This is a genomic window from Yinghuangia soli, from assembly GCF_021502675.1.
Classification (GTDB): Bacteria; Actinomycetota; Actinomycetes; order Streptomycetales; family Streptomycetaceae; genus Yinghuangia; species Yinghuangia soli.
This window is the reverse complement of record NZ_JAKFHA010000028.1, coordinates 17,405-39,222: the sequence shown is the minus strand read 5'-3', so window position 1 is coordinate 39,222 and position 21,818 is coordinate 17,405. Positions and strand designations below refer to the sequence as shown.

Sequence of the window (21,818 nt, the reverse complement as noted above, 5' to 3'; positions counted from 1 at the left end):
TCCGGCCCCATCGGCCGCGACCGGCCGTCAGCGCGGCCCCGGCAGGATTCCCGGGTCGAGGTCGACGGGGAAGGGCTTCAGCACCTGCCCCGGCCGCCCTGCGGTGATGACTTGCGTGGTGACGTAGCGACCCCCGTCCAGTTCATCGACGGTGATGCACGCAGCCGGCGCCAACTCGACGCGCCAGTACTGCGGGATCCCTGCTTCGGCGTAGACCTTCGGCTTGAGTGCCATGTCCGTCCGGCGATTGGACGGGGACACGACCTCCACGACCACGAAGACCGCCTCTGCGGGCACCACCTTGTCCGCACGTGCGGCCACCTGGGCGTCCAGGATCGCAATGTCCGGGATCAGCAACCCGCACGGCACCAGGACGTTGACGTCCGGCAGCACCTCGACCGGCGCGCCGACTGCCTCGGCCGCATCCGCCAGCACGCGCCACAGCCTGACCATGGCCCGCTGATGCGGAACACCTGCACTGGGCGACATGATCAGCGCACCGTCCACAAGCTCGGTGCGCTGATGGCTGTCCTCAGGCAGGTCCAGAACCTCCTGCACTGTCCATTCACCAGGGTGCGACAGGAAATCGCCGCCCCCGAATCCGTGAGCAAGACTCATGACCCCCTCCGTCCGGTTGTCCTCGGCGCCGTCAGTTTCGTCGCGTCGGTCGACCATGTCCGGGAATCACCGTCACTTCACCCGTGGGAGTGGACACCTATTCGAGCGCCTACAGGCCTACCTCGCGGAAGAGGAGGCCGATCTCCTCGTTCGAGAGGCGGCGGGTGCGGCCCGGGCGCTGGTCGCCCAGTTGGATCGGGCCGAACTTCGTGCGGACCAGGCGCTCGACCGGGAAGCCGAGCTCAGCCAGCATGCGGCGGACGATGTGCTTGCGGCCCTCGTGCAGCACGACCTCGACCATGTAGGTCTTGCCGAGCTGGTCGATGATGCGGAAGCTGTCCGCGCGCGCCAGGCCGTCCTCCAACTCGACGCCTTCCTTGAGGCGCTTGCCGAGGTCGCGCGGGATCGGGCCCTGGATCTGCGCGAGGTACGTCTTGGTCACCTCGTAGCGCGGGTGGGTCAGCCGGTTCGACAGCTCGCCGTGGTTGGTGAGCAGGATCAGGCCCTCGGTGTCGGTGTCCAGGCGCCCGACGTGGAACAGCCGCTGCTCGTGGTCGGTGATGTACTCCGACAGCGTCGGGCGGCCCTCCGGGTCGAACATCGTCGACACGACGCCGGCCGGCTTGTTCAGCGCTATGTAGACCTCGCCGCTGGACGTCGGGATCCGCAGGCCGTCGACCTTGATCTCGACCTGTGCCGGGTCGACGCGCATGCCCTGCTCGCGCACGACCTTGCCGTTGACCTCGACGCGGCCCATCTCGATGAGCTCTTCGCACGCGCGGCGGCTGCCGATGCCGGCCTGGGCCATCACCTTCTGCAGGCGCACGCCTTCCTGCGCCTCGCGCGGGGTGCGCTCGCCCTCGCGGACGGTCGTCGGGCGCCGGTCGGGGCGCGACGTGCCACCCGCGGGACGCCGGTTCTGCGCCGGACGGCCGCCGGTGTTCCCGGTGCCGCCGTAGCCGTAGCCGCCGGAGCCCGGACGCCCGGCGCTGCCGCCGGAGCGCGAACCGCCGCCGGAACCGCTGCCGCTGCCGCTGCCACCGGAGCGGCCCGAGCCGCCGCCGTAGCCGCCACCGGACCCGCCGGAACGCTCGCCATACCCGCCGCCGGAGCCACCGCGGCCGCCGCCCTGGCCGCCCGCGCCGCCTCGGCCGCCGGAAGAACCGCCTCGGCCGCCGCCGTAACCGCCACCCGAACTGCCCGAGCCGCCCGAACGCTCGCCGTAGCCGCCGCCGGACCCGCCGCGGCCGCCGGAGCCTTGGCCCGCGCCCCGGCTGCCGCCGTAACCGCCGCCGCCCGGACCGCCGGAACGCTCGCCGTAGCCGCCGGACCCCTGGCCCGCACCCCGGCTCCCGCCGTCGCGCCCGGCCGCCCCTCCGCGGCTTTCGCCGCGCGGTGCGCCGGAGCGCTCGTCGCGGTTGTTGCCCGCGCCGCGGTAGTTGCCGCGGCCGGAGCCCTGCCTGCCTGTGCCAGCCATCAATCGTCCGTAGTCGTCAGTCCGGCCTCGTCGGCCACGCCCCGCGCTTCGGCGGGCATGGACACACGACCGGTGTCGGTGGGGTCGTCGGCCGCGGGAGCGGGGTCTGCGGGAGCGCTGTCGGCGCTGTCCTCGGCATCCGCCGCCGCGGGGTCTTCCCCACCAGTATCCCCGGTTTCGGCCCCCTCGGCTGCCACCGGGGCAGAGTCGGGGCCGCCGGGGTCCGCGGAGGGGTCTTCGGGGAGGTCGGGGACGCTGTCGCGGGGCACGTCGGGGCCTTCGGCCGCGCGGCCCGTGTCGGCGTCGGCGTCGGCGTCGGCGTCGGCGTCGGCGTCAGGGTCGGCCGCCGCTTCGGGGTCGGCGTCGTTCTCGGCAGCGTCTTCGGTGTCCGGGTCCGCGTCGGGGTCCGCGTCCGGGTCGGCTGCGTCGCCGGTGTCGGCGTCGGCGCTGCCGCCGGACGGGCCCGAGCCGTTCGGGGAGCGGACCGGGAAGCCGTCGAAGCCGCCCTCGGTCTCCGCCTCCAGCGCCTCGACCTCGGGCAGGAACGGCGCCAGCTCGGGCAGCTCGTCCAGACTCACCAGCCCCATCCGCTCCAGGAAGAAGTCGGTGGTCCGGTAGAGGAAGGCACCGGTCTCCGGCTCCGTGCCGTACTCCTCGACCAGGCCGCGGGCCAGCAGCGTGCGCATGACGCCGTCGCAGTTGACGCCGCGGACCGCGGAGATCCGGCTGCGGCTGACCGGCTGCCGGTACGCCACCACCGCGAGCGTCTCCAGGGCGGCCTGGGTGAGCTTGGACTGCTGCCCGTCCAGGACGAACTTCTCCACCGCCTCGGCGTGCTCCGGGCGCGTGTAGAAGCGCCAGCCGCCGGCCACCTGCCGCAGGTCGAAGCCGCGGCCCTGCGCGGTGTACTCCTCGGACAGCTCGCGGAGCGCGGTCAGGACCGCTTCGGTCGGCTGTTCGAGGACCTGCGCGAGGACCACGTCCGGTACGGGGTTGTCGACGACCATCAGGACGGCTTCGAGCTGCGGCTTGAGCAGCGCGGGATCGAGTGCCTCGTACTGCGGCTCCTCGGCGCGCACGGGCTGCTCGGGCTCCTCGGGCTGCCCGGCCCCTTCGGGCTGCCCGCCCGCGGGCTGGGCGGGCACCGTGCGGGCCTCTGGCGCATCAGCCGTTTCGGGGACGGGCGCAGGGCCGTCCGAGGCGTCGTCCGCCCCTTCCTCCGCGGCCTGCTCGTCCTGGGCGTGCTCGCGCTGTATCGGCAGCCCCGCGGCCGCCGTCTCCGTCGTGGCGGCGTCCGGCGTACCGGGGACCTCGTCCGGCGGCTCGATCCAGAATCCGTCGTCGGTCATACCGCCTCCTCCACGTCCGCCGCGGCCTCGTCCGCGTCCTGTACGTCCTCCGGTACGGCGTCGTCCTCGCCGTCCTCGTCGACGTCGCCGTCCTGCTCGTCGAACTCGGCGCCGACCACCGGTGCGTCCGTCTCGCCGCCGGTCCACCGCACGTGCAGTTCGCCGAGCGCCTCGACCTGGTCGAATCCGACCGCGGCCTCGCGGAAGAGTTCGAGCAGGCACAGGAACCGCGCGATGACGTGCAGGTTGTCGGGGCAGTCCGCGGTCAGCGCGCGGAAGGTCAGCGCACCGTGCTTACGGAGCCGTGCCACGACGATCTCGGACTGCTCGCGGACGCTGACCCGCTGCACGTGGATGTGCTCGATCGAGACGGTCTTGGGGCCCTTGGGCGTCATGGCCCGGGCCGCTATCCGCGCGAACTTGTCCAGGTCCATCTTGATGACGAGCTCGGGGAGCATGCCGCTGTAGCGCTCCTCGAGCGGCACGTCGCGCGGGTAGCGGCGGCTCTCCTTGGCCCAGCGGTCCTCGAAGATCGAGGCGATCTCCTTGTACGCCCGGTACTGCAGAAGCCGGGCGAACAGCAGGTCGCGGGCCTCCAGCAGGGCGAGGTCCTCTTCGTCCTCGACCTCCGCGGACGGCAGCAGACGGGCCGCCTTCAGGTCGAGGAGCGTGGCCGCGACGACCAGGAACTCGGTGGCCACGCCGAGGTCCCACTCGGGGCCCTGGGCGCGGATGTACGAGATGAACTCGTCGGTGACCTTCGACAGCGAGACTTCGGTGACATCGAGCTTGTGCTTGGCGATGAGCCCGAGCAGCAGGTCGAAGGGCCCCTCGAAGTTGTCGAGGCGGACCGCGAAGCCCTTGTGCTCGGAGGCGTCGGCGGACTCGGCGGCCGCGGCGGTCTCGGCAGGCGCATCGCCCGCCGCATCCGCGGCGTCCGTTCCGCCGGACCCCGCGGGCGCCCCGGCCTCGGGCTCAGCCTCGGTCTCGGTCTCGGTCTCGGTCTCGGTCTCGGTCTCGGTCTCGGTCTCGGTCGCAGCCTCGGGCTCGCTCTCGGCCCCACCCCCGGGTGCCGCCCCGGGTGCGCTCTCGGCCACCTCGACCGCGGCCGCCGAGGAGACCTCGGCCACCGCCGCTTCCGCGGCATCACCACCGCTGACGCTGCCGCCGCCGGGAGTGCCGTCTCCGTACGCCGTCGCCGTGTTCGTCTCGTCCTCGTGCGACGCCTGCGCGGGCAGCGCGGCGTGCGCGCCGCGGCCGAGGGCGCGCCGGGCGGGAGGGACTGGGTTCGCAGTGGACATCGGGTTCCATCGTGCTGGGCAGGGGCGGTTCCGTCGGGTCGGCTCGCCGGGCCGGGGCCGGGTTTCCGCTGATCGACGCAAGGGTGCGGACGTTCCGGCGGTGCCGAGCGGACCGCGGCGAGGCCGTGCGGGCCGGGCGTCCGGGCGGCGCGGGCCGGGCGCCGGGACGAACTCCCGGCCCCGGAGACGCGGATCGGGGGCGGATCCACTTCCGGGCCTTGCGGCCCGGTCGCGTTCCCGCCCCCGGTCATCGGCGATCCGCCGTCGTCACATGGTCACTTCGTCACTTCATGTCTTCGTCATTCCGCGACGTCGCCACCAGGTCCGCACCGCGCACCGCATCCGATGAAGATGATCCGATCAGCCGCCCGGTCAGTGCCCCGGTCCGGGTCCGCCGCGCAACCGCCGCACCAGGATGCTCGCTTCGCCGCGCGCCTCCAGGTCGGCCAGCACCACGGCGATGGCCTCGCGCACTATCCGGCCGCGGTCCACCGCGAGCCCGAAGTCGCCGCGCAGCGTGAGCCGCGCGTGCTCGAGGTCCATGAGCTCCTCGGCCGAGACGTACACGGTGATCTTCTCGTCGTGCCGTTCGCGGCCGCTGGGCCGGCGCTGCTTGCGGCGCGGCACCACGGCGCGCGGCGCGGCGGCCGGGGCCCCCGGTTCGCGGGCCGGGGCCGGCACCGTGCGCTGTTCGACCGGACGCGCCTCCTGGTGGGCCGCCGGGCGGCCGCCCGGCTGGTCCGCCGAACCGCTCGGGTCCGCTGCGGAGTTGTGCGCCCCGGAGTGCTCGGGCTCGGGGTCCTGGCCCGGGGAGGGCGCCGGGACCGCGCGGGCGTGCCCGTTGCCGGCCGCCCCGCTGCCCGCTGCCGCGGCCGCGCCGCCGGGTGCGCCGGACGCACCGGCGGCCTCGGTCGCCTGACGGGTGGTCAGCGACGCTCCCCCGGTGGTCCGGAACAACTCGTCGGCGCCCGGCAGGCTCACTCGGCGCGGCACCGTGCGAGCACCTCCCTCGCAAGCTGGCGATACGCGGCGGCCCCTACGGAGTTCGACGCGTACGTCGTGATCGGTTCACCCGCGACGGTGGTCTCCGGGAACCGGACGGTGCGTCCGATCACGGTGTGGAAGACCTGTTCGCCGAACGCCTCGACGACCCGGGCCAGCACCTCGCGCCCGTGCACGGTGCGCACGTCGTACATGGTGGCCAGGATGCCGTCGAGCACCAGGTTCGGGTTGAGCCGCTCGTGCACCTTCTCGATGGTCTCGGTCAGCAGCGCGACACCGCGCAGTGCGAAGAACTCGCACTCCAGCGGCACGATGACGCTGTCCGCGGCGGTGAGCGCGTTGACCGTGAGCAGGCCCAGCGAGGGCTGGCAGTCGATGATGATGTAGTCGTAGTCCTGCACCAGCGGCCGGATCGCGCGGGCCAGGGTCGTCTCGCGGGCCACCTCGGTGACCAGCTGGACCTCGGCCGCGGACAGGTCGATGTTGCTGGGCAGCAGGTCCATGCCCGGGATGATGGTCTTCAGCAGGACGTCGTCCGCGCTGAGGTGCGACTCCATCAGCAGGTTGTAGACGGTGAGTTCGAGCTCCATCGGGTTCACCCCGAGGCCCACCGAGAGCGCGCCCTGCGGGTCGAAGTCCACGAGCAGGACGCGGCGGCCGTATTCCGCGAGTGCGGCACCCAGGTTGATGGTCGACGTGGTCTTGCCGACGCCGCCCTTCTGGTTGCACATCGCGATGATCTTCGCGGGGCCGTGCTCCGAGACGGGCCCGGGCACCGGGAAGTACGGGAGGGGACGGCCGGTCGGACCGACGCGCTCGCGGCGCTGCGTGGCGGCGTCGGGGGCGAGGGTCGCGGCGTACTCCGGGTCCGGCTCGTAGTCGGCGTCCGGATCGAACGGACCGCCGCGCAGCTCTTCGGCGTAGCGGAGTTCGTCGTCGTAGTAGTACATGTCGTACGCGTACTCGTCCGTCTCGGTCCCGCCCGGGACCCCTGCACCACCCGCGGTACCCGCTTGGTCGGCCGTCGACGGGAGCGCGGCGTCGCGCGTCCCCTGCTGCTCCGCGGCAGAGCCCGGGGCCGGAATTCCCGTCCCGGATCCCTGAACCGACCCACGGGAGGCCTGGGCCGACGCTGGCTGGGCACCCCCGGGAGCAAATGTCGACTCATTCACAAGTCGTCTTACCTCCTTGCCGACCAGGCCATTTCTTGCTTCGTCAGCCTGACGATCCTTGCTGACGGTTCGCGACTCTATGGCGTGTCGCATGGTCGCAGCAAGGCGAACCGCCCGACCCATGCAACATCGCACCGGTTCAGTCAAGAGCCCGAGGGTGGGAAGCTGCGTAGACCTCACGAAGTCGATCAATGGTGACCAGCGTGTAGACCTGAGTGGTCGTCACCGACGCATGTCCCAACAGTTCTTGGACAACTCGGACATCTGCTCCGCCGTCCAACAGGTGCGTCGCGAACGAGTACCGCAACGTGTGCGGCGACATCTCGTCTTCGAGTCCCGCACGCTGCGCGGCGGAACGCAGCACCGTCCAACCACTCTGCCGGGTCGGCCGGCCGCCGCGCGCGTTGAGGAACAGCGCAGGGCCGCCCCGACCAGTTCCGATCAGTTCCGATCGTCCGCGGACGAGGTACGTCTCGACCGCCTCCGCGGCGTACGAACCGAGCGGCACCACACGCTGTTTGCCGCCCTTGCCCGCCAGGACCACGGTACGAGCGGTCAGGTCCACGTCGTCGATATCCAGACCCACCGCCTCGGAGATGCGCGCCCCGGTGGCGTACAGGACCTCCAGGAGCGCGCGGTCCCGCGGCCCGAACGGCGGGTCGGGCAGCCCGGCGGCCGCCAGGAGGGCCTCGATGCGGTCCAGCGGGACGGCTTCGGGCAGCCGCATCGGCGGGGCCGGGGGCGGGACTTCGTGCGCCACGTCGCGCGCCACCAGGCCTTCGCGCAGGCAGAAGCGGTGGAAGCCGCGCACCGCGACCACCGCGCGCGCCGCGGACGCGTCGGACAGCGCGGGCCCGTGCGCGTCGCCGGTGCGCAGCGAGCCCACGTAGGCGGTCACGTCGGCGGTGGAGACGCCGTCCGGACCGCTGCGGCCCGCGGCCGCGAGAACGGCCAGATATCGCCCCAGGTCGCGTTGGTCCGCGGCAGCCGTCTGCCGCCCGGCAGGCTCGGCGTGCCCGCGCGCCCGCATCCGCGGTCTTCGGGCCGCGGTCCCACCCCCCTGCCGGGTCGGGGGCGGTCTCGTCGGGGTCCTGGCCGAGGTGCGTCAACGGGCCAGTCTGGCGAACGCCGCCCCCGGAAACGCGTAATGCCGGACCCCACGCCGTTGTGGGGTCCGGCACCATGCGGATGCCGACCGGGTACCTGCGGTCCGGTCCGGCGGCGCCATCGGCGCCGGACCGGGGTCCGTCAGGTCGAGGTCGGGTCAGGTCGTGCGAGCCGGAGCTCAGGCGAGCAGCTGCGCCGTCTCGACGAAGCCGAGCCCGTGGGCCTCGGCGACCGCCTCGTTCGTGAGCGCGCCCTCGTGCGTGCTGAGGCCGAGCGCGAGCGCCGCGTCGTCCTGGCACGCCTTGCGCCAGCCCTTGTTCGCGAGCGCGACGATGTACGGCATCGTCGCGTTGGTCAGCGCGAAGGTGGAGGTGTGCGGCACCGCGCCGGGCATGTTGGCGACGCAGTAGAAGATCGAGTTGTGGACCTTGTAGACCGGGTTGTCGTGCGTGGTCGGACGCGAGTCCTCGAAGCAGCCGCCCTGGTCGATCGCGATGTCGACGAGCACCGAGCCCGGCTTCATGCGCGACACGAGCTCGTTGGTGATGAGCTTCGGGGCCTTGGCGCCCGGCACCAGCACGGCGCCGATGACGAGGTCGGCGTCCAGCACGGCGCGCTCGATCTCGTACGCGTTCGAGGTGACCGTCTGCAGGTGGCCCTGGTAGATGCGGTCGGCCTGGCGCAGCGTCTCGATGTTGCGGTCGAGCAGCAGCACCTCGGCCTGCATGCCGAGCGCGATCGCGGCCGAGTTGAGGCCGGAGACGCCGGCGCCGATGACGACGACCTTCGCGGCGTACACGCCGGACACGCCGCCCATGAGGGTGCCGCGGCCGCCGCCCTGGCGCATCAGGTGGTACGAGCCGACCTGCGGGGCCAGCCGGCCTGCGACCTCGGACATCGGCGCGAGGAGGGGCAGCGCGCCGGTCGGGAGCTGGACGGTCTCGTACGCGATCGACGTGGTGCCCGCGGCGAGCAGGGCGTCGGTGCACTCGCGCGAGGCGGCCAGGTGCAGGTAGGTGAAGAGGGTCTGGTCCTTGCGGAGCCGGCCGTACTCCTCGGCGATGGGCTCCTTGACCTTCAGGATCAGCTCGCCGGTCTCCCACACCGCGTCGGCGGTGTCGAGGATGGTGGCACCGGCGGCCACGTACTCCTCGTCGGTGATCGAGGAGCCGACGCCGGCGTCCTTCTGGATGAAGACTTCGTGGCCGTTGCGCACGAGCTCGTGCACGCCGGCGGGCGTGATGGCCACGCGGTACTCGTGGTTCTTGACCTCGCTGGGAATGCCGACCTTCACGGCGATCCACGTCCTTACGTACAAGAGGGTTGAAAGACGCCGTCGGACAGACCAGTGGGCAGGCAGAGGCACACCGCCACGACTCCGAGGCAAACCTAGCTTAATGCGGCCCTGACGCCCTGCCAACCTTACAAAGTGCCAGTGACCCCAGCAGGTTGTTTAACTTTCCCAGGCTGACGGCGCCGAGGTCGCTATTCCAGGGGTACCCGCCGGGCCGCTCCGTCAGTCCACCCGGCCGGGTGGTCCACCGCGCGCGGGCGCGCGTACGCGCGCGAGGAAATACGGACGGCCGACCGCCCGGGAGACGCTGCGCCGCAGGTCAGAGAGGCACCGGAAAGACCGCCGAGGCACGCAGCGCAGCACCGCGCAGGGCGGCCCGTGGACGGACAGCGGACCCCGGGGCGGCCGACGCCGGCCCGGAGGACCCCACCGGCAGCGGGACGAGCCGCACCCGCTCCGAAAATTCCGCGAGGGCGGTCCCCGGCCGCAGCGGGGAGCGCCCGGATCGTCGCGCAGGCACCGAACAGGCACCGAACAGGCACGGGACAGGCACCGGACCGGCACCGGGAAGGCTCAGGACGGGGGTCCGGGATGCGGTCGGCGCCGCAGCGGGCGGCCTTGCCCTCGGGCGGGTGCGGTCAGCCGCCGTGGTGGGCGGACTCGTCGTCGAGGAGGCGGCGGACGGCGTCGGCCTGGGGGATGTCGGCCAGCAGGGCCAGGGCCTGCCTGCGGCGGGCGCGGGCTTCGCGGAGGTCGCCGGAGTCCTCCATCAGGTCCGCGGTGCGGAGCAGGGCCAGGGCTTCGAGGCGTTCGTCGCCCGCGGCGCGGAACGCCTCCAGGGCGTCGCGGTAGACGGTGAGCGCCTCGCGGGTGCGGCCCGCGTCGCCCAGGCAGGCGCCGATGTCGGCCAGCACCCGCCCGACCTCGGCCGGGTCGGCCAGGCGGCGCCGGACCCCGAGCGCCGCCCGGTGGTCGCGCAGCGCCTGCTCGAACCGGCCCATGCGGGCGTGCAGGCGGCCCAGGTGGGACAGCACGCGGGCCTGGCCGTCCGCGTCCCCGGTGGTGCGGCGCAGCAGCAGGGCCCGGTCGTACCAGTCCGCGGCGCGCTGGAGGTCGCCGAGGTCGGCGTACGCGTTGCCCAGGTTGACCATCGCGCGGCCCTCGCCGGCGGGGTCGGCGATCGACCGGGAGACCTCCAGGGCCGCCCGGTAGCAGGCGAGCGCCTGCTCCAGCTCGGCGCGGGCCACGTGCAGGTTGCCGAGGTTGAGCAGGGCGACGGCCTCCTGGCGGCCCGAGCCGTGCCGGCGTGCCGTGGCCAGCGCCAGTTCGTGCAGCTCGCGGACGTCGCGCCAGTGCGCGCGGCGGTCGAGGAGCCGGGTGAGCACCGCGACCAGGCGGCGGGTCGGCCCGTCCAGGCCCGCGGCGGCCGCCACCCGGGCGGCGGCCAGCAGTTCGGGGCGCTCCTCGCGCACCCAGGCGCGGGCCTGCGCGGGGGATTCGAACCGCACATCGGCCGGGACCTGGTCGCCGCGCCCGGCCAGCGTGTGCTCGGCGGCGCGCGCCAGGCGTACGTACCGCTCCAGGAGCCGGACGCGGGCGGTGCGGCGCTCGCCGGGGCGCTCCTCGGCGTCCAGGCACTCCTGGACGTAGCCGCGCAGCAGCTCGTGGAAGCGGAACCGGCCCGGGGCGCCGCCCGGTTCGAGCAGGTGCAGTTCGCACAGCTCGGTGAGGGAGCGGGCCGCGGCGTCCGGGCCGCAGTCCGCCAGCGCGGCGGCCGCGTCCGGGCCGAACTCGCGGCCCGGCACCAGCGCCAGCAGCCGCAGCAGCCGCGCCGCGGACGGCACCAGCTCGCGGTGCACGAGCGCGAAGCAGGCCCGCAAAGCCAGTTCGCCGTCCTCGACACTGCTCTGCAGCCGGAGCCGCTCGGCGCGCAGCCGGCGGCCGACGTCGGCGAGCGCATAGCGCGGGCGGGCGCGCAGCCAGGCGCCCGCGAGCTTGAGCGCGCCCGGGTGGTAATCGCACAGCGACAGCAGCTCTTCCGCGGCCCGCGGGTCGCATGCCACCCGGGTGTGCCCGGCGAGGCTGCCCAGCAGCTCGGCGGCGTCCTCGCGCTCCAGCACGTCCAGCGAGCAGGCCCGCACCACCGCGGCCCGGCCCAGCCCGGTCAGCGGCCCGACCGTCGTCACCACGACCAGCGCGGTGGGGCTCTCCGGCAGTAACGGCCGCAGCTGGGCCGTGCCGGTCAGGTCTTCGAGGAGGACCAGTATCCGGCGGTCGACCAGGAGTTCGCGGAACCGCCGGGAGCGGTCCTCGCCGCCGGCCGGCGGCTCGCGGTCGCCGAGCGCATGCAGAAACGATTCGAGGACGTCCGCAGGTGCGGTCGTCTCGCCGCGCGGGCCGGTCAGCCGCGCGTACAGCACGCCGTCGGGGAAGTGCGGGGCGAGCCGGTGCGCGAGCGTCACGGCCAGGCTGCTGCGGCCGATCCCGGTCGGCCCGGAGATCGCCACGATGCGGTCCGGCGGCAGCAGCGAGGCCCGCGCCGCGACACCTTGCACGGGCACCGCCGCACCGGGCCCGGTGACCCAGCCGTACAGCGTGCGCAGCTCGTCGGTGCGGCCCACGAACCCGGGCGGCACGGCAGGCAGTTGCGCGGGGCCCAGGCGCAGGGTGGGGATGCCGGGGTCGTCACCGGAGCGGGGCCCGGGGACGGCGGCGGAGACCGCGTCGAGCGCGGCCGCGGATTCGGTGCTGGCCACTGCCGACGACCCCCTCTTCCCAGTCCCCTGACAGTCCTGCTGCGCAGGGTAGCGAACGCCGCCGCGGTTGCCCGCGCGACGCACGGCGGTACGCGTGCGGCAGCTGTCAGAACGGCCGGGCCGGCCACGGGGCGCCGCCCGGCCGCAGGGCCGCCTCGCCGCCCGGGCGGCTGCGCGCCGCGGCCAGCGCCAGGACGCCGGCCACCAGCGTCGGGTTGTGCAGTTCGCCCGCCAGCACCAGCCCGATCACCTCGTCCAGCGGCGCCCACGCGACCTCCAGGTGGGCCTCCTCGCCGTGCGCCTCGTACCGCTCCCCCACTGCTTCGCTCAGGCCCCGGGCCAGGAACACCCGGATCGCCTCGCTCGACGAGCCCGGGCTGTTGTAGAAGTCGACCAGCACCTGCCACGCGTCGGCCTTGTGGTGCGCCTCTTCGTACAGTTCGCGCTGCGCGGCGAGCAGCGGCGCCTCGCCGGGCACGTCCAGCAGCCCGGCCGGGATCTCCCAGAGCTTCTGCCGCACCGGGTGGCGGTACTGCCGCAGCACCAGCACCCGGTCGTCCTCGTCCAGCGCGATGACGCCGACCGCGCCCGGGTGGTCCAGGTAGTCGCGGCGCGCGGTGGCGCCGTCCGGCATGACCACCACGTCCGAGCGCATCGCGGTCACCCGGCCCCGGTACGGGACGGACGTCTCGGTGACCGGCCACTCCTCGGCCGCGTCGCGGAACCGCGAGGACGAGGCGGACGGCGCAGGCACGGGCTGGGCTTCGGCGTTCATGGTGCACAACGTAGTGGAACGCGACGCGGGGGCGGACCCGACTTCCCGGGCCGCCCCCGCATCGGGAACGTCACTTCACGCGCGGCATCGCGCGCGCCGCCTGCGAGGTCAGCCCGCGACCTCCGCCGCGGTGCGGTCCTCGCCGGTCACCCGCCGAACCGCGGCCGCGACCAGGCCCGCGAACAGCGGGTGCGGCCGGGTCGGGCGCGACTTCAGCTCGGGGTGCGCCTGGGTGGCGATGAAGTACGGGTGCACGTCGCGCGGCAGCTCGACGTACTCGACCAGCCGGCCGTCCGGGGACAGCCCGGAGAACACCATGCCGGTCGCCTCGAGCTGCTTGCGGTACGCGTTGTTGACCTCGTACCGGTGGCGGTGCCGCTCGAAGCTGTGGTCCGCGCCGTACACCTCGGCCGCGATGGAGCCCTCGGCGAACTTCGCCTCGTAGCGGCCCAGCCGCATGGTGCCGCCCAGGTCGCCCTGGCCGGCCACGATGTCGAGCTGGTCGGCCATCGTGGAGACCACCGGGTGCGCGGTCTTCTCGTCGAACTCCAGCGAGTTCGCGCCCTCCAGGCCGGCCAGCGAGCGCGCCGACTCGATGACCATGCACTGCAGGCCCAGGCAGATGCCCAGCGTCGGGATGCGGTTCTCGCGGGCGTACTTGATCGCCTGCACCTTGCCCTCGACGCCGCGGTCGCCGAACCCGCCGGGGATCAGCACCGCGTCGACGTCGGCCAGCTCGCGCGCCGCGGCCTCGGGCGTCGCGGTGTTGTCCGAGGTCACCCACTTGATCTTGGCGCGCACGTTGTTCGCGAAGCCGCCCGCGCGGATCGCCTCGGTCACCGACAGGTACGCGTCCGGCAGGTCGATGTACTTGCCGACCAGCGCCACGGTGACCTCGCGGTCCGGCTGGTGCACGCGGCGCAGCAGGTCGTCCCAGGTCGACCAGTCCACATCGCGGAAGTTCAGGCCGAGCCGGCGCACCACGTACGCGTCCAGGCCCTCGGCGTGCAGCACCTTGGGGATGTCGTAGATCGACGGCGCGTCGATCGCGGCCACCACGGCCTCTTCGTCGACGTCGCACATCAGCGAGATCTTGCGCTTGATGTCGGCCGGCACCGGGCGGTCGGCGCGCAGCACGATCGCGTCCGGCTGGATGCCGATCGAGCGCAGCGCGGCCACCGAGTGCTGGGTCGGCTTGGTCTTCAGCTCGCCCGACGGGCCGATGTACGGCAGCAGCGAGACGTGCAGGAAGAAGACGTTGTCGCGGCCCACCTCGTGGCGGATCTGCCGCACCGACTCCAGGAACGGCAGCGACTCGATGTCGCCGACCGTGCCGCCGACCTCGGTGATGACGATGTCGACGTCCTCGACCGCCATCTGCCGGATCCGCGACTTGATCTCGTTGGTGATGTGCGGGATCACCTGGACCGTGTCGCCCAGGTACTCGCCGCGCCGCTCCTTGGCGATCACCGAGGAGTACACCTGGCCGGTGGTGACGTTCGCCGAACCGTGCAGGTCCTCGTCGAGGAACCGCTCGTAGTGGCCGACGTCCAGATCGGTCTCGGCGCCGTCGTCGGTGACGAACACCTCGCCGTGCTGGAACGGGTTCATGGTGCCCGGGTCGACGTTCAGGTACGGGTCGAGCTTCTGCATCGTCACCCGCAGCCCGCGCGCCTTCAGCAGCGCGCCGAGGCTGGATGCCGTGAGCCCCTTGCCGAGCGAGGAGGCGACACCCCCGGTGACGAAAAGGTGCTTGGTCGGCCGGGTACGAGTCGACGGACGCGCGCCGCGCGTCGAACTGCCGGGCGTCTGGGGCACTGCCAAGGAGGGGCTCCCGTGGGTCGTGATTCGAGGAGGGAATTCGACGGGGAATCTCCACCTCGACAAAGAGGTCCGGAGTGGTCCCTAGAAGTCCACGGGAGACCAGGGTAACAGCGCTCGGCGACATCGTCCCGTAGGCGAGGCCGTCACCACGCAGGACGATCCGGCATATTCGGAGCGTGACCGCCGAGGTGTCATTTTGCCGGAAACCGTGTCGACTCGCGAGAAACCCCCGCCCGGGGAGCACGCAGAGTCACGGACCAGGCGTCATCGCCGACGCGCGTCGACTACCCTGATCAAGAGCCCGCGAGCGCCGCGGAGGCGCCCGCTGCGCACCCCGGCGACACCGCGCCGACCCGGCGCCGAAGCAGTCCCGCCCGCTCGCGGCCGGGTCCGGTGCACCAACCGGACGGCCCCCTACGAACAGCGCGACGCCGGACAACGGCAGGACGGATTCCGCGTGAGCAATCGCATCGAGGACTACGCCCTCATCGGGGACATGCAGACTGCGGCCCTGGTGGCCCGCGACGGATCCGTCGACTGGCTGTGCCTGCCCCGCTTCGACTCCCCGGCGGTCTTCGCCGGGCTGCTCGGCACCGAGGAGAACGGCTGCTGGAAGATAGCGCCGCTCTCCGGCGGGCACGCCACCCGCCGCACCTACCGCGGCGACTCCCTGGTCCTGGAGTCCGAGTGGGAGACCCCGCGCGGCACCGTCCGGGTGATCGACTTCATGCCGCCGCGCAACGGCACCGGCCCCGCCGTCATGCGCATCGTCGAGGGCGTCAGCGGCGAGGTCGCGGTCCGCTCCGAACTGCGCATGCGCTTCCACTACGGCCGCATCGTCCCGTGGGTGCGCCGCCACGACGACGGCCGCACGGTCGCCGTCGCCGGCCCCGACGCGGTCTGGTTCGACACCGCCGCCAAGACCTACGGCCGCAGCCTGACCACGTACTCCGACATCACCGTCCGCGAAGGCGACCGCATCTCCTTCGTGCTCACCTGGCAGCCCTCGCACCACGAACCGCCGCAGCCCCTGGACGCCGAGGAAGCCCTGCGCTCCGCCGAGGAGTTCTGGGCCGACTGGGTGCAGCAGTGCACGTACGAGGGCCCCTGGCGCGACGCGGTGGTCCGCTCGCTCATCACCCTCAAGGCGCTCACCTACGCGCCCACCGGCGGCATCGTCGCCGCCCCCACCACCTCCCTGCCCGAGGACATCGGCGGCGTCCGCAACTGGGACTACCGCTACACGTGGCTGCGCGACGCCGCCATGACGCTGTCCGCCCTGGTCCGCACCGGCTTCCTCGACGAGGCCAAGGCCTGGCGCGAATGGCTGCTGCGCGCGGTGGCCGGCGACCCCGAGAACCTCCAGATCATGTACGGCGTCAACGGCGAGCGCCGCCTCACCGAGTACGAGGCCTCCTGGCTCCCCGGCTACGAGAACTCCCGCCCGGTCCGCATCGGCAACGCCGCCGCCGAGCAGTTCCAGCTCGACGTCTACGGCGAGGTCGTCGACGCCCTCCACCACGGCCGCCTGGCCGGCATGGAAGGCCACGACCACGCCCACCAGCTGCAGCTGCGCCTCATGGACTTCCTCGAGTCGCACTGGCGCAACCCGGACGAGGGCATCTGGGAAGTCCGCGGCCCGCGCCGCCACTTCGTGCACTCCAAGGTCATGGCCTGGGTCGCGGTCGACCGCACCATCAAGATGCTCGAAGCGGACGGCACCGAAGGACCGCTGGAGCACCTGCGCGGCGTCCGCGACGAAATCCACCGCGAGGTCTGCGAATACGGCTACGACGCCGAACGCAACACCTTCACCCAGTACTACGGCTCGATCGAGCTCGATGCCTCGCTGCTGCTCATCCCGCAGGTCGGCTTCCTGCCCGCGGACGACAAGCGCGTGGTCGGCACCATCGAGGCGATCCAGCACGAGCTCACCGAGGACGGCTTCGTCCGCCGCTACCCCACCCGCGGCGACGGCGTCGGCCTCGACGGCCTCACCGGCGACGAAGGCGCCTTCCTGGCCTGCTCGTTCTGGCTCGCCGACGACCTGGCCATGATCGGCCGCGTGGACGAGGCCCGCGAGCTGTTCGAACGCCTGCTGGCGCTGCGCAACGACCTCGGCCTGCTCGCCGAGGAATGGGACCCGCGCCTGCAGCGCCAGGTCGGGAACTTCCCGCAGGCCTTCAGCCACGTCCCGCTCATCGACACGGCACTGCGCCTCACCTCGCTGCGCCGCCTGGAGCAGAACGGAGCCGCCTCGGCTGCCGCCGCGGCCGAGTCGGCCTGAGCATCCGCCTGATGGAGTAGCCCGGCGCGCCCGCGCCGCGCCCGCGTGCCGTAATGAACAGATGGACGACGCGGGCGCGGCTGCAGGCTCCGATGCGGGCGGTGCGGCCGGCGGCCCGGCCGCGTCCGCCGCGGCGCCGTGGCGCAACCTGCCGCGCTCGCCGCGCCGCCGGGCGTTCCCCACGCTCCGCGAACGGCTGCGCGACTCCTTCCTCTTCGCACCGGTCCTCGGCCTCGTCGCCGGGTTCTTCCTGGCCACCGCCACGCTCACCATCGACCAGGAGATCCACGACGAAGCGGCGCGCACCGAGGACAACCGGCTGCTCGACTTCATCGACAACGTCGGCGGCGCCGGATCGGCGGTCATCGGCACCATCAGCTCGGCGATGCTCACCTTCATCGGCGTGGTCTTCTCGATCACGCTGGTCTCGCTGCAGATGGCGTCCGGCTTCACCCCGCGCGTGATCCGCCTCTACGTGCGCAACCGCGTCACCAAGACCACCTTCGCGATGTTCCTGTGCACGTTCCTGTTCGCGCTGCGCGTGCAGAAGGGCCGGGCCACCACCGAGGAGGCCCAGCCCTTCGTCTCGTCGTTCATCGCGATGGGCCTGGTCATCACGTCCCTCGTGCTGTTCGTCGTCTACGTCGACTCCACGCTGCGGATGATGCGCGTCACCCACGTGATCGCCGCGGTCGCGGGCGAGACCTCCCGCGAGCTGTGGTACCTCGAACGCAGCCACGCCGCGGCCCCGGACGGGCCGCCCGCGTCCTTCATCGCGTACGCCGGGCCGAGCGGCGTGCTGCGCTACGTCGACGTCCGCCGCCTGGTCAAGATCGCCCGAAGACACGGCGTCGTGCTGCGGCTCGCGCCGCGGGTCGGCGACTTCATCGTCAACGGCACGCCCCTGGCGGAGGTGTACGGCGACGGCACCCCTCCGGCGGCCGTGGACGTCGCGGGCGCCCTGCAGCTGGGCACCGAGCGCAGCATGCACCAGGACTTCGCCTACGGCTTCCGGCAGCTGTCCGACATCTCGGCCCGCGCCCTGTCCCCCGCCGTCAACGACCCCACCACCGCGGTCAACTCCTTCGACCGGCTGCACATGCTGCTCGCCGGCACGCTGCAGCTTCCGCTCGGCACCCGCACCCACCTGGACCGCAAGGGCGACGTACGGGTGGTCGAGGCGGTGCCCGAATGGGCCGACATCGTCGACCTGGCCTACACCGAGACGCGGCTCTACGGCGCGGCGTCCCCGCAGGTCACCCGGCGGCTGGCGGCCTCGCTGGAGGACCTGCTGCGGCTCGCCCCGGAGCACCGGCGCGGCCCGCTGCTCCAGCAGCAGGAGATGCTGCGCGACGCCGTGCACGCGGCGTTCCCGCCCGGCCCGGAACGCGACTTCGCGCTGACCCCGGACCGGCAGGGCATCGGCTGACCCCGGCCGCCGACTGGTCGGCGGCCGGACGGCGGCCGGCTCAGTTCGGGCCGAGCTCCTCGTACACGCTCAGCACCTGCTCGACGGTGTCGTGCGCGTCCGGCCAGGTCTCGGCCTGCGCATGCCCGAGCCGGACCAGCGCCTCGCGGCGCCGCGGGTCGCCGAGCACCTCGGCCACCGCATCGCCCAGCGCCACCGGGTCGCCGTACGGCACCAGCACCGCCGCATCCCCGCACAGCTCGGGCAGCCCGCCGACCGCGGTCGCCACCAGCGGTACCCCCGCGGTCAGCGCCTCCTGCGCGACCAGCGAACGGGCCTCCCACTCACTGGCGATCACCGCCACGTCGGCGGCCGACAGCAGGTCCGCGACATCGTCGCGATGCCCCAGCAGCCGCACCGGGAGGTACTCCGCGTCGATCCGCGCCTGCAGCTCGTCGTACAGCGGACCGCCGCCCGCGACCACCAGGAGCGGCACCGGGTCGAGCGTCTTCCAGCGCGCCGCGGCGTCCAGCAGCACCGGGTACGCCTTCTGCGGCGCGAGCCGCCCGACCGCGAGCACGATCGGCCGGTCCGCACTGGTCAGTTCGGCGCGCACCGCGGCCGGGTCGCGGCGCGGCGGGGGCAGCGGCGGAGCGCTGACCGGACCGAGCCGCACATCGGCCGCACCCAGCTTGCGGGCCCGGTCCACGAGGTCCGCGGACGCGCCCAGCACGACGTCGGCGGCCCGCACCGCACGGCGCTCCATCAGGTGCGCGAGACCGCCCTTGGCGCCGGTCGCCAGCACCGCGTTGTGCAGCGTGAGCACCAGCGGAGTACGGCCCGGCCGCCGCCGGCCCACCGCGGTCGCGGCCATCAGCCCGGCCCGCAGCCCGTGCGCGTGCACCACATGCGCACTCGCGGCCAGCTCGCGCAGCGCCCGCACCGCGGCGACGTCGGACGGGCGCGGCGACGTGGAGATCTCCACCGGCGTGAACCGGGCACCTGCCGCACTGAACCCGAAACGGGCCTCGGTCGACGCCGGCCCGGCCACCGTCACCGCGACCCCGCGCGCCGACAGCCCCTCGGCCAGCGACCGCACATGCGCCCCGGCACCGCCGGTCGCCGTGGCCAGCACCAGCACCGCGCGCAGCCGGGCAGGCTTGCCGGCGCGCTCCTGCGACGTACCCTCAGCCACGGCTCTCCTTCGTCTCGCCCGTCCCGTACGTGCCGGCGCCCCGGCCGCCGACCGGCCGACGGCCCGCACCGACCGGCGTCCATGGTCCCGCAACAGCACCGAATTGCCCGCGCACACCCCCGCCCGTGTCGCCCGCACCCGCCACCCGGCGCAGACAGGCCGCGCGACCGGGCCTCGCCGCCGCGCCGGGCAAGCCGCGGATGTCCAGGCCTGTGGCGCAGCTGCCAGGGCCACCGGAACGAGGCCGGGTACCGATCACCGTCGGCCGCACACGCACCCAGCCCATCCTGCGAACCTGCACCTCGCCCGCCGTGCGGACGGCCGAGACGCCACCGCGGAGGCCGGCGAAGCGCGAGGCGGTCGGGCGCCGGTCACGGCCGGCCGCACTCGTGCCCGACATGCCCTGCGGGCCCGTCGCGTCCGCGCGGCCGGCCGGAGGAACCGGGTCACCTGGCTGTCGTGCCATCACGTCCGCCCTCGCCCTCCACCGTGCCGTCGGCCGTCCCGTCGGCCGCGCTGCCGTCCGTCTTGCCGCCCGTCTGCCCGTCCGTCCGGCTGTCCGGCTCGGCTCCTCCGGCGGCCGTCTCGCCCTGGCCCTTTCGGTCCCGCCGGACTTGGGCGCGCACCTCGTCTCCGCAGGTCATGTAGGCCCCGGCGGCGAAAACCGCCAAGCCGACCAGCGCCGCTGCCGTTCCGCTGATCAACGTGCGGGGCGTGGCGCCCGTTCCCACCAGGTCGGCCACCGCGGCACCGGCGAAGCGGCCCGCGGCGGCCGCGAACAGGCCGCCCGCGGCGATGCGTCCGACGCCGGCCAGCGCCGCACCACCCGCGGTCTTCGCGGTCGCGGCCACCAGCAGCAGCCCGGCCAGCGTCATGCCGACCGTGTTGCCCAACCCCAGAGCCCCGACGGCCCAGTCCTGCGGCACCGCGGGCACCAGCAGCACGTCGGTGACGATCACCGCCAGCCAGCCCAGCACCACCGCACCGGCCGAGGCCCGCCCGTGGCCGCGGGCATACAGCGCCCGGCCCAGGTGCGCCATCAGCCCGTAGCCGACCAGACCCGGCGCGAAGGCGACCAACGCCCGGGCCAGGACATCCGGGTCGGTCTTGCCGCCGCCCAATCGGGCGAAGAACTCCGCCACCGGATACGCAGTGGCGGCCAGCACCGCGGCTCCCGCGAACGACACCAGCAGCACCGCGCGCGTGCTCGACGCTGCGGTGTCCGCGAACCGCGCGTGGTCCCGCGCGTGCGCGGCCGCGGTCAGCCGCGGGAACGCGCTGGTCGCGATCGGCACCGCCAGGATCGCGTACGGCAGCGTGTAGACCATCCACGCGTTCTGGTAGGTCACCAGACCGCCGTCCGGGGCGTGCGCGCTGACCAGCATCAGCACCGTGACCGTGGCGAGTTGCTGCGCGACGAGGGTGGCCACGCCGGCCGCGGCAAGCCGCCGCGCGCGCGGCGCCACCCCCTCCGGGAACCGCAGCGCGGGCCGCAGCCGCAGACCGGTCCCGCGCAGCGGCACCAGCGTGCACAGCGCCAGGGCCAGTACCCCGGCCGTGGTGCCCAGGCCCAGGACGAGTTCGCTGCTCCGCGGCACCGACTGCGGGTCGCTTCCGTCGCCGTCGTACCCGGCCTCGAACACCAGGTACGCGCCCGCCACCACGAGGCTGGACACGAGCGGCGCGACGGCGGCCGCGGTGAAGCGGTGGTGCGCCTGCAGGATGCCCGCGGACACCACCGCCAGCCCGTACAGCGGGATCTGCGGCATGAAGGCGACCAGGAACCCGGTGCCGAGGTCGACCATGCCCGGCGTATCGGTCTGGCCGCGGAGCAGCAGCTCCATGATCGGCCGGGCCAGCAGCATGCCGGCCACCGCGACCGGGACCAGGATCAGCAGCACCCAGCCGAGCAGCGCCGACGCGGTGCGCCGGGCCTCCTCGACGGTGCCGCGCGCGATCGGACCGGCCAGCAGCGGCACCACGAGACTGGCCAGCGCACCGCCCGCGACGACGTCGAAGACGATGTTGGGCACGTAGTTGGCGGCGGCGTACGCGTCGCCGACCAGGGTCGGGCCGACCGTCCCGTTGAAGACCAGTTGGCGGCCGAACCCGGCCACCCGGGCGAGCGTGGTGAGCACCGCGATGACCAGCGCCGCCCCGGCCAGCCCGCGAGCCACGCGCCGGCCCGCCGACGGGCCCGCGGACGCACCGGACGGCGACGTGCGCGGAGAACCTTCCGAACCCTCCGGAGAG

At 73.6% G+C, this 21,818-nt stretch carries 14 protein-coding genes and 1 pseudogene; 2 read left to right on the top strand and 13 right to left on the bottom strand.

The window, feature by feature from the left end:
- Window positions 1-27: 27 nt before the first annotated feature.
- The 11 genes and pseudogenes from LZ495_RS32615 to pyrG form a co-directional block, all read right to left on the bottom strand.
- Window positions 28-675, bottom strand: coding sequence for a Uma2 family endonuclease (locus LZ495_RS32615; RefSeq protein WP_235056650.1), 648 nt, complete (start codon window positions 673-675; stop codon window positions 28-30).
- A gap of 52 nt (window positions 676-727) precedes the next feature.
- Window positions 728-2,095: a pseudouridine synthase gene (locus LZ495_RS32610; protein ID WP_235056649.1), complete on the bottom strand. Its 1,368-nt coding sequence runs from the start codon at window positions 2,093-2,095 to the stop codon at window positions 728-730.
- A gap of 470 nt (window positions 2,096-2,565) precedes the next feature.
- Window positions 2,566-3,102, bottom strand: a pseudogene (scpB, locus tag LZ495_RS32605) (SMC-Scp complex subunit ScpB); the annotation flags it as partial.
- Between the two features lie 338 nt (window positions 3,103-3,440).
- Window positions 3,441-4,745, bottom strand: a complete 1,305-nt coding sequence (locus LZ495_RS32600; protein ID WP_235056648.1) for a segregation and condensation protein A — start codon at window positions 4,743-4,745, stop codon at window positions 3,441-3,443.
- Window positions 4,746-5,117: 372 nt separating this feature from the next.
- A complete protein-coding gene (locus LZ495_RS32595; RefSeq protein ID WP_235056647.1) occupies window positions 5,118-5,738 on the bottom strand; it encodes a hypothetical protein in 621 nt (206 codons plus the stop codon).
- Window positions 5,723-6,697, bottom strand: coding sequence for a ParA family protein (locus LZ495_RS32590; protein WP_231779721.1), 975 nt, complete (start codon window positions 6,695-6,697; stop codon window positions 5,723-5,725). Before LZ495_RS32590 ends, LZ495_RS32595 begins: the two co-directional genes overlap by 16 nt.
- 361 nt (window positions 6,698-7,058) lie before the next feature.
- Window positions 7,059-7,949 (bottom strand): tyrosine recombinase, encoded by an 891-nt coding sequence (locus tag LZ495_RS32585; RefSeq protein ID WP_268823636.1) that lies wholly within the window; start codon window positions 7,947-7,949, stop codon window positions 7,059-7,061.
- 255 nt (window positions 7,950-8,204) lie between these two features.
- Window positions 8,205-9,320 carry an alanine dehydrogenase gene (gene ald / locus LZ495_RS32580; RefSeq protein WP_235056646.1) on the bottom strand — a complete coding sequence of 372 codons (1,116 nt, stop codon included), beginning with the start codon at window positions 9,318-9,320 and terminating at the stop codon, window positions 8,205-8,207.
- A gap of 638 nt (window positions 9,321-9,958) precedes the next feature.
- Window positions 9,959-12,076 (bottom strand): tetratricopeptide repeat protein, encoded by a 2,118-nt coding sequence (locus LZ495_RS32575; protein WP_235056645.1) that lies wholly within the window; start codon window positions 12,074-12,076, stop codon window positions 9,959-9,961.
- A 106-nt stretch (window positions 12,077-12,182) separates the two neighbouring features.
- Window positions 12,183-12,851, bottom strand: coding sequence for an NUDIX domain-containing protein (locus tag LZ495_RS32570; protein WP_235056644.1), 669 nt, complete (start codon window positions 12,849-12,851; stop codon window positions 12,183-12,185).
- A gap of 108 nt (window positions 12,852-12,959) precedes the next feature.
- Window positions 12,960-14,669, bottom strand: a complete 1,710-nt coding sequence (gene pyrG / locus LZ495_RS32565; protein WP_235056706.1) for a CTP synthase — start codon at window positions 14,667-14,669, stop codon at window positions 12,960-12,962.
- Window positions 14,670-15,132: 463 nt separating this feature from the next.
- Between pyrG and LZ495_RS32560 the strand changes: the two genes are divergently transcribed.
- Together LZ495_RS32560 and LZ495_RS32555 are read left to right on the top strand one after the other, a co-directional pair.
- Window positions 15,133-16,962: a glycoside hydrolase family 15 protein gene (locus tag LZ495_RS32560; RefSeq protein ID WP_235056643.1), complete on the top strand. Its 1,830-nt coding sequence runs from the start codon at window positions 15,133-15,135 to the stop codon at window positions 16,960-16,962.
- Window positions 16,963-17,023: 61 nt separating this feature from the next.
- On the top strand, window positions 17,024-18,391 hold the full coding sequence (locus LZ495_RS32555; protein WP_235056641.1) for a DUF2254 domain-containing protein: 1,368 nt from the start codon (window positions 17,024-17,026) through the stop codon (window positions 18,389-18,391).
- Between the two features lie 40 nt (window positions 18,392-18,431).
- Here the strand turns inward: LZ495_RS32555 and LZ495_RS32550 are convergent, their stop codons facing one another.
- Window positions 18,432-19,565: a glycosyltransferase family 4 protein gene (locus tag LZ495_RS32550; RefSeq protein ID WP_235056636.1), complete on the bottom strand. Its 1,134-nt coding sequence runs from the start codon at window positions 19,563-19,565 to the stop codon at window positions 18,432-18,434.
- Between the two features lie 446 nt (window positions 19,566-20,011).
- A complete protein-coding gene (murJ, locus tag LZ495_RS32545; RefSeq protein WP_235056627.1) occupies window positions 20,012-21,742 on the bottom strand; it encodes a murein biosynthesis integral membrane protein MurJ in 1,731 nt (576 codons plus the stop codon).
- Between the last annotated feature and the right edge of the window lie 76 nt (window positions 21,743-21,818).

Coding starts and splice junctions, on each gene's coding strand:
- LZ495_RS32615 (WP_235056650.1), bottom strand. CDS start 675: ATGGTCGACCGACGCGACGAAACTGACGGCGCCGAGGACAACCGGACG.
- LZ495_RS32610 (WP_235056649.1), bottom strand. CDS start 2,095: ATGGCTGGCACAGGCAGGCAGGGCTCCGGCCGCGGCAACTACCGCGGC.
- LZ495_RS32600 (WP_235056648.1), bottom strand. CDS start 4,745: ATGTCCACTGCGAACCCAGTCCCTCCCGCCCGGCGCGCCCTCGGCCGC.
- LZ495_RS32590 (WP_231779721.1), bottom strand. CDS start 6,697: ATGTACTACTACGACGACGAACTCCGCTACGCCGAAGAGCTGCGCGGC.
- LZ495_RS32585 (WP_268823636.1), bottom strand. CDS start 7,949: ATGCGGGCGCGCGGGCACGCCGAGCCTGCCGGGCGGCAGACGGCTGCC.
- LZ495_RS32570 (WP_235056644.1), bottom strand. CDS start 12,851: ATGAACGCCGAAGCCCAGCCCGTGCCTGCGCCGTCCGCCTCGTCCTCG.
- LZ495_RS32555 (WP_235056641.1), top strand. CDS start 17,024: ATGGACGACGCGGGCGCGGCTGCAGGCTCCGATGCGGGCGGTGCGGCC.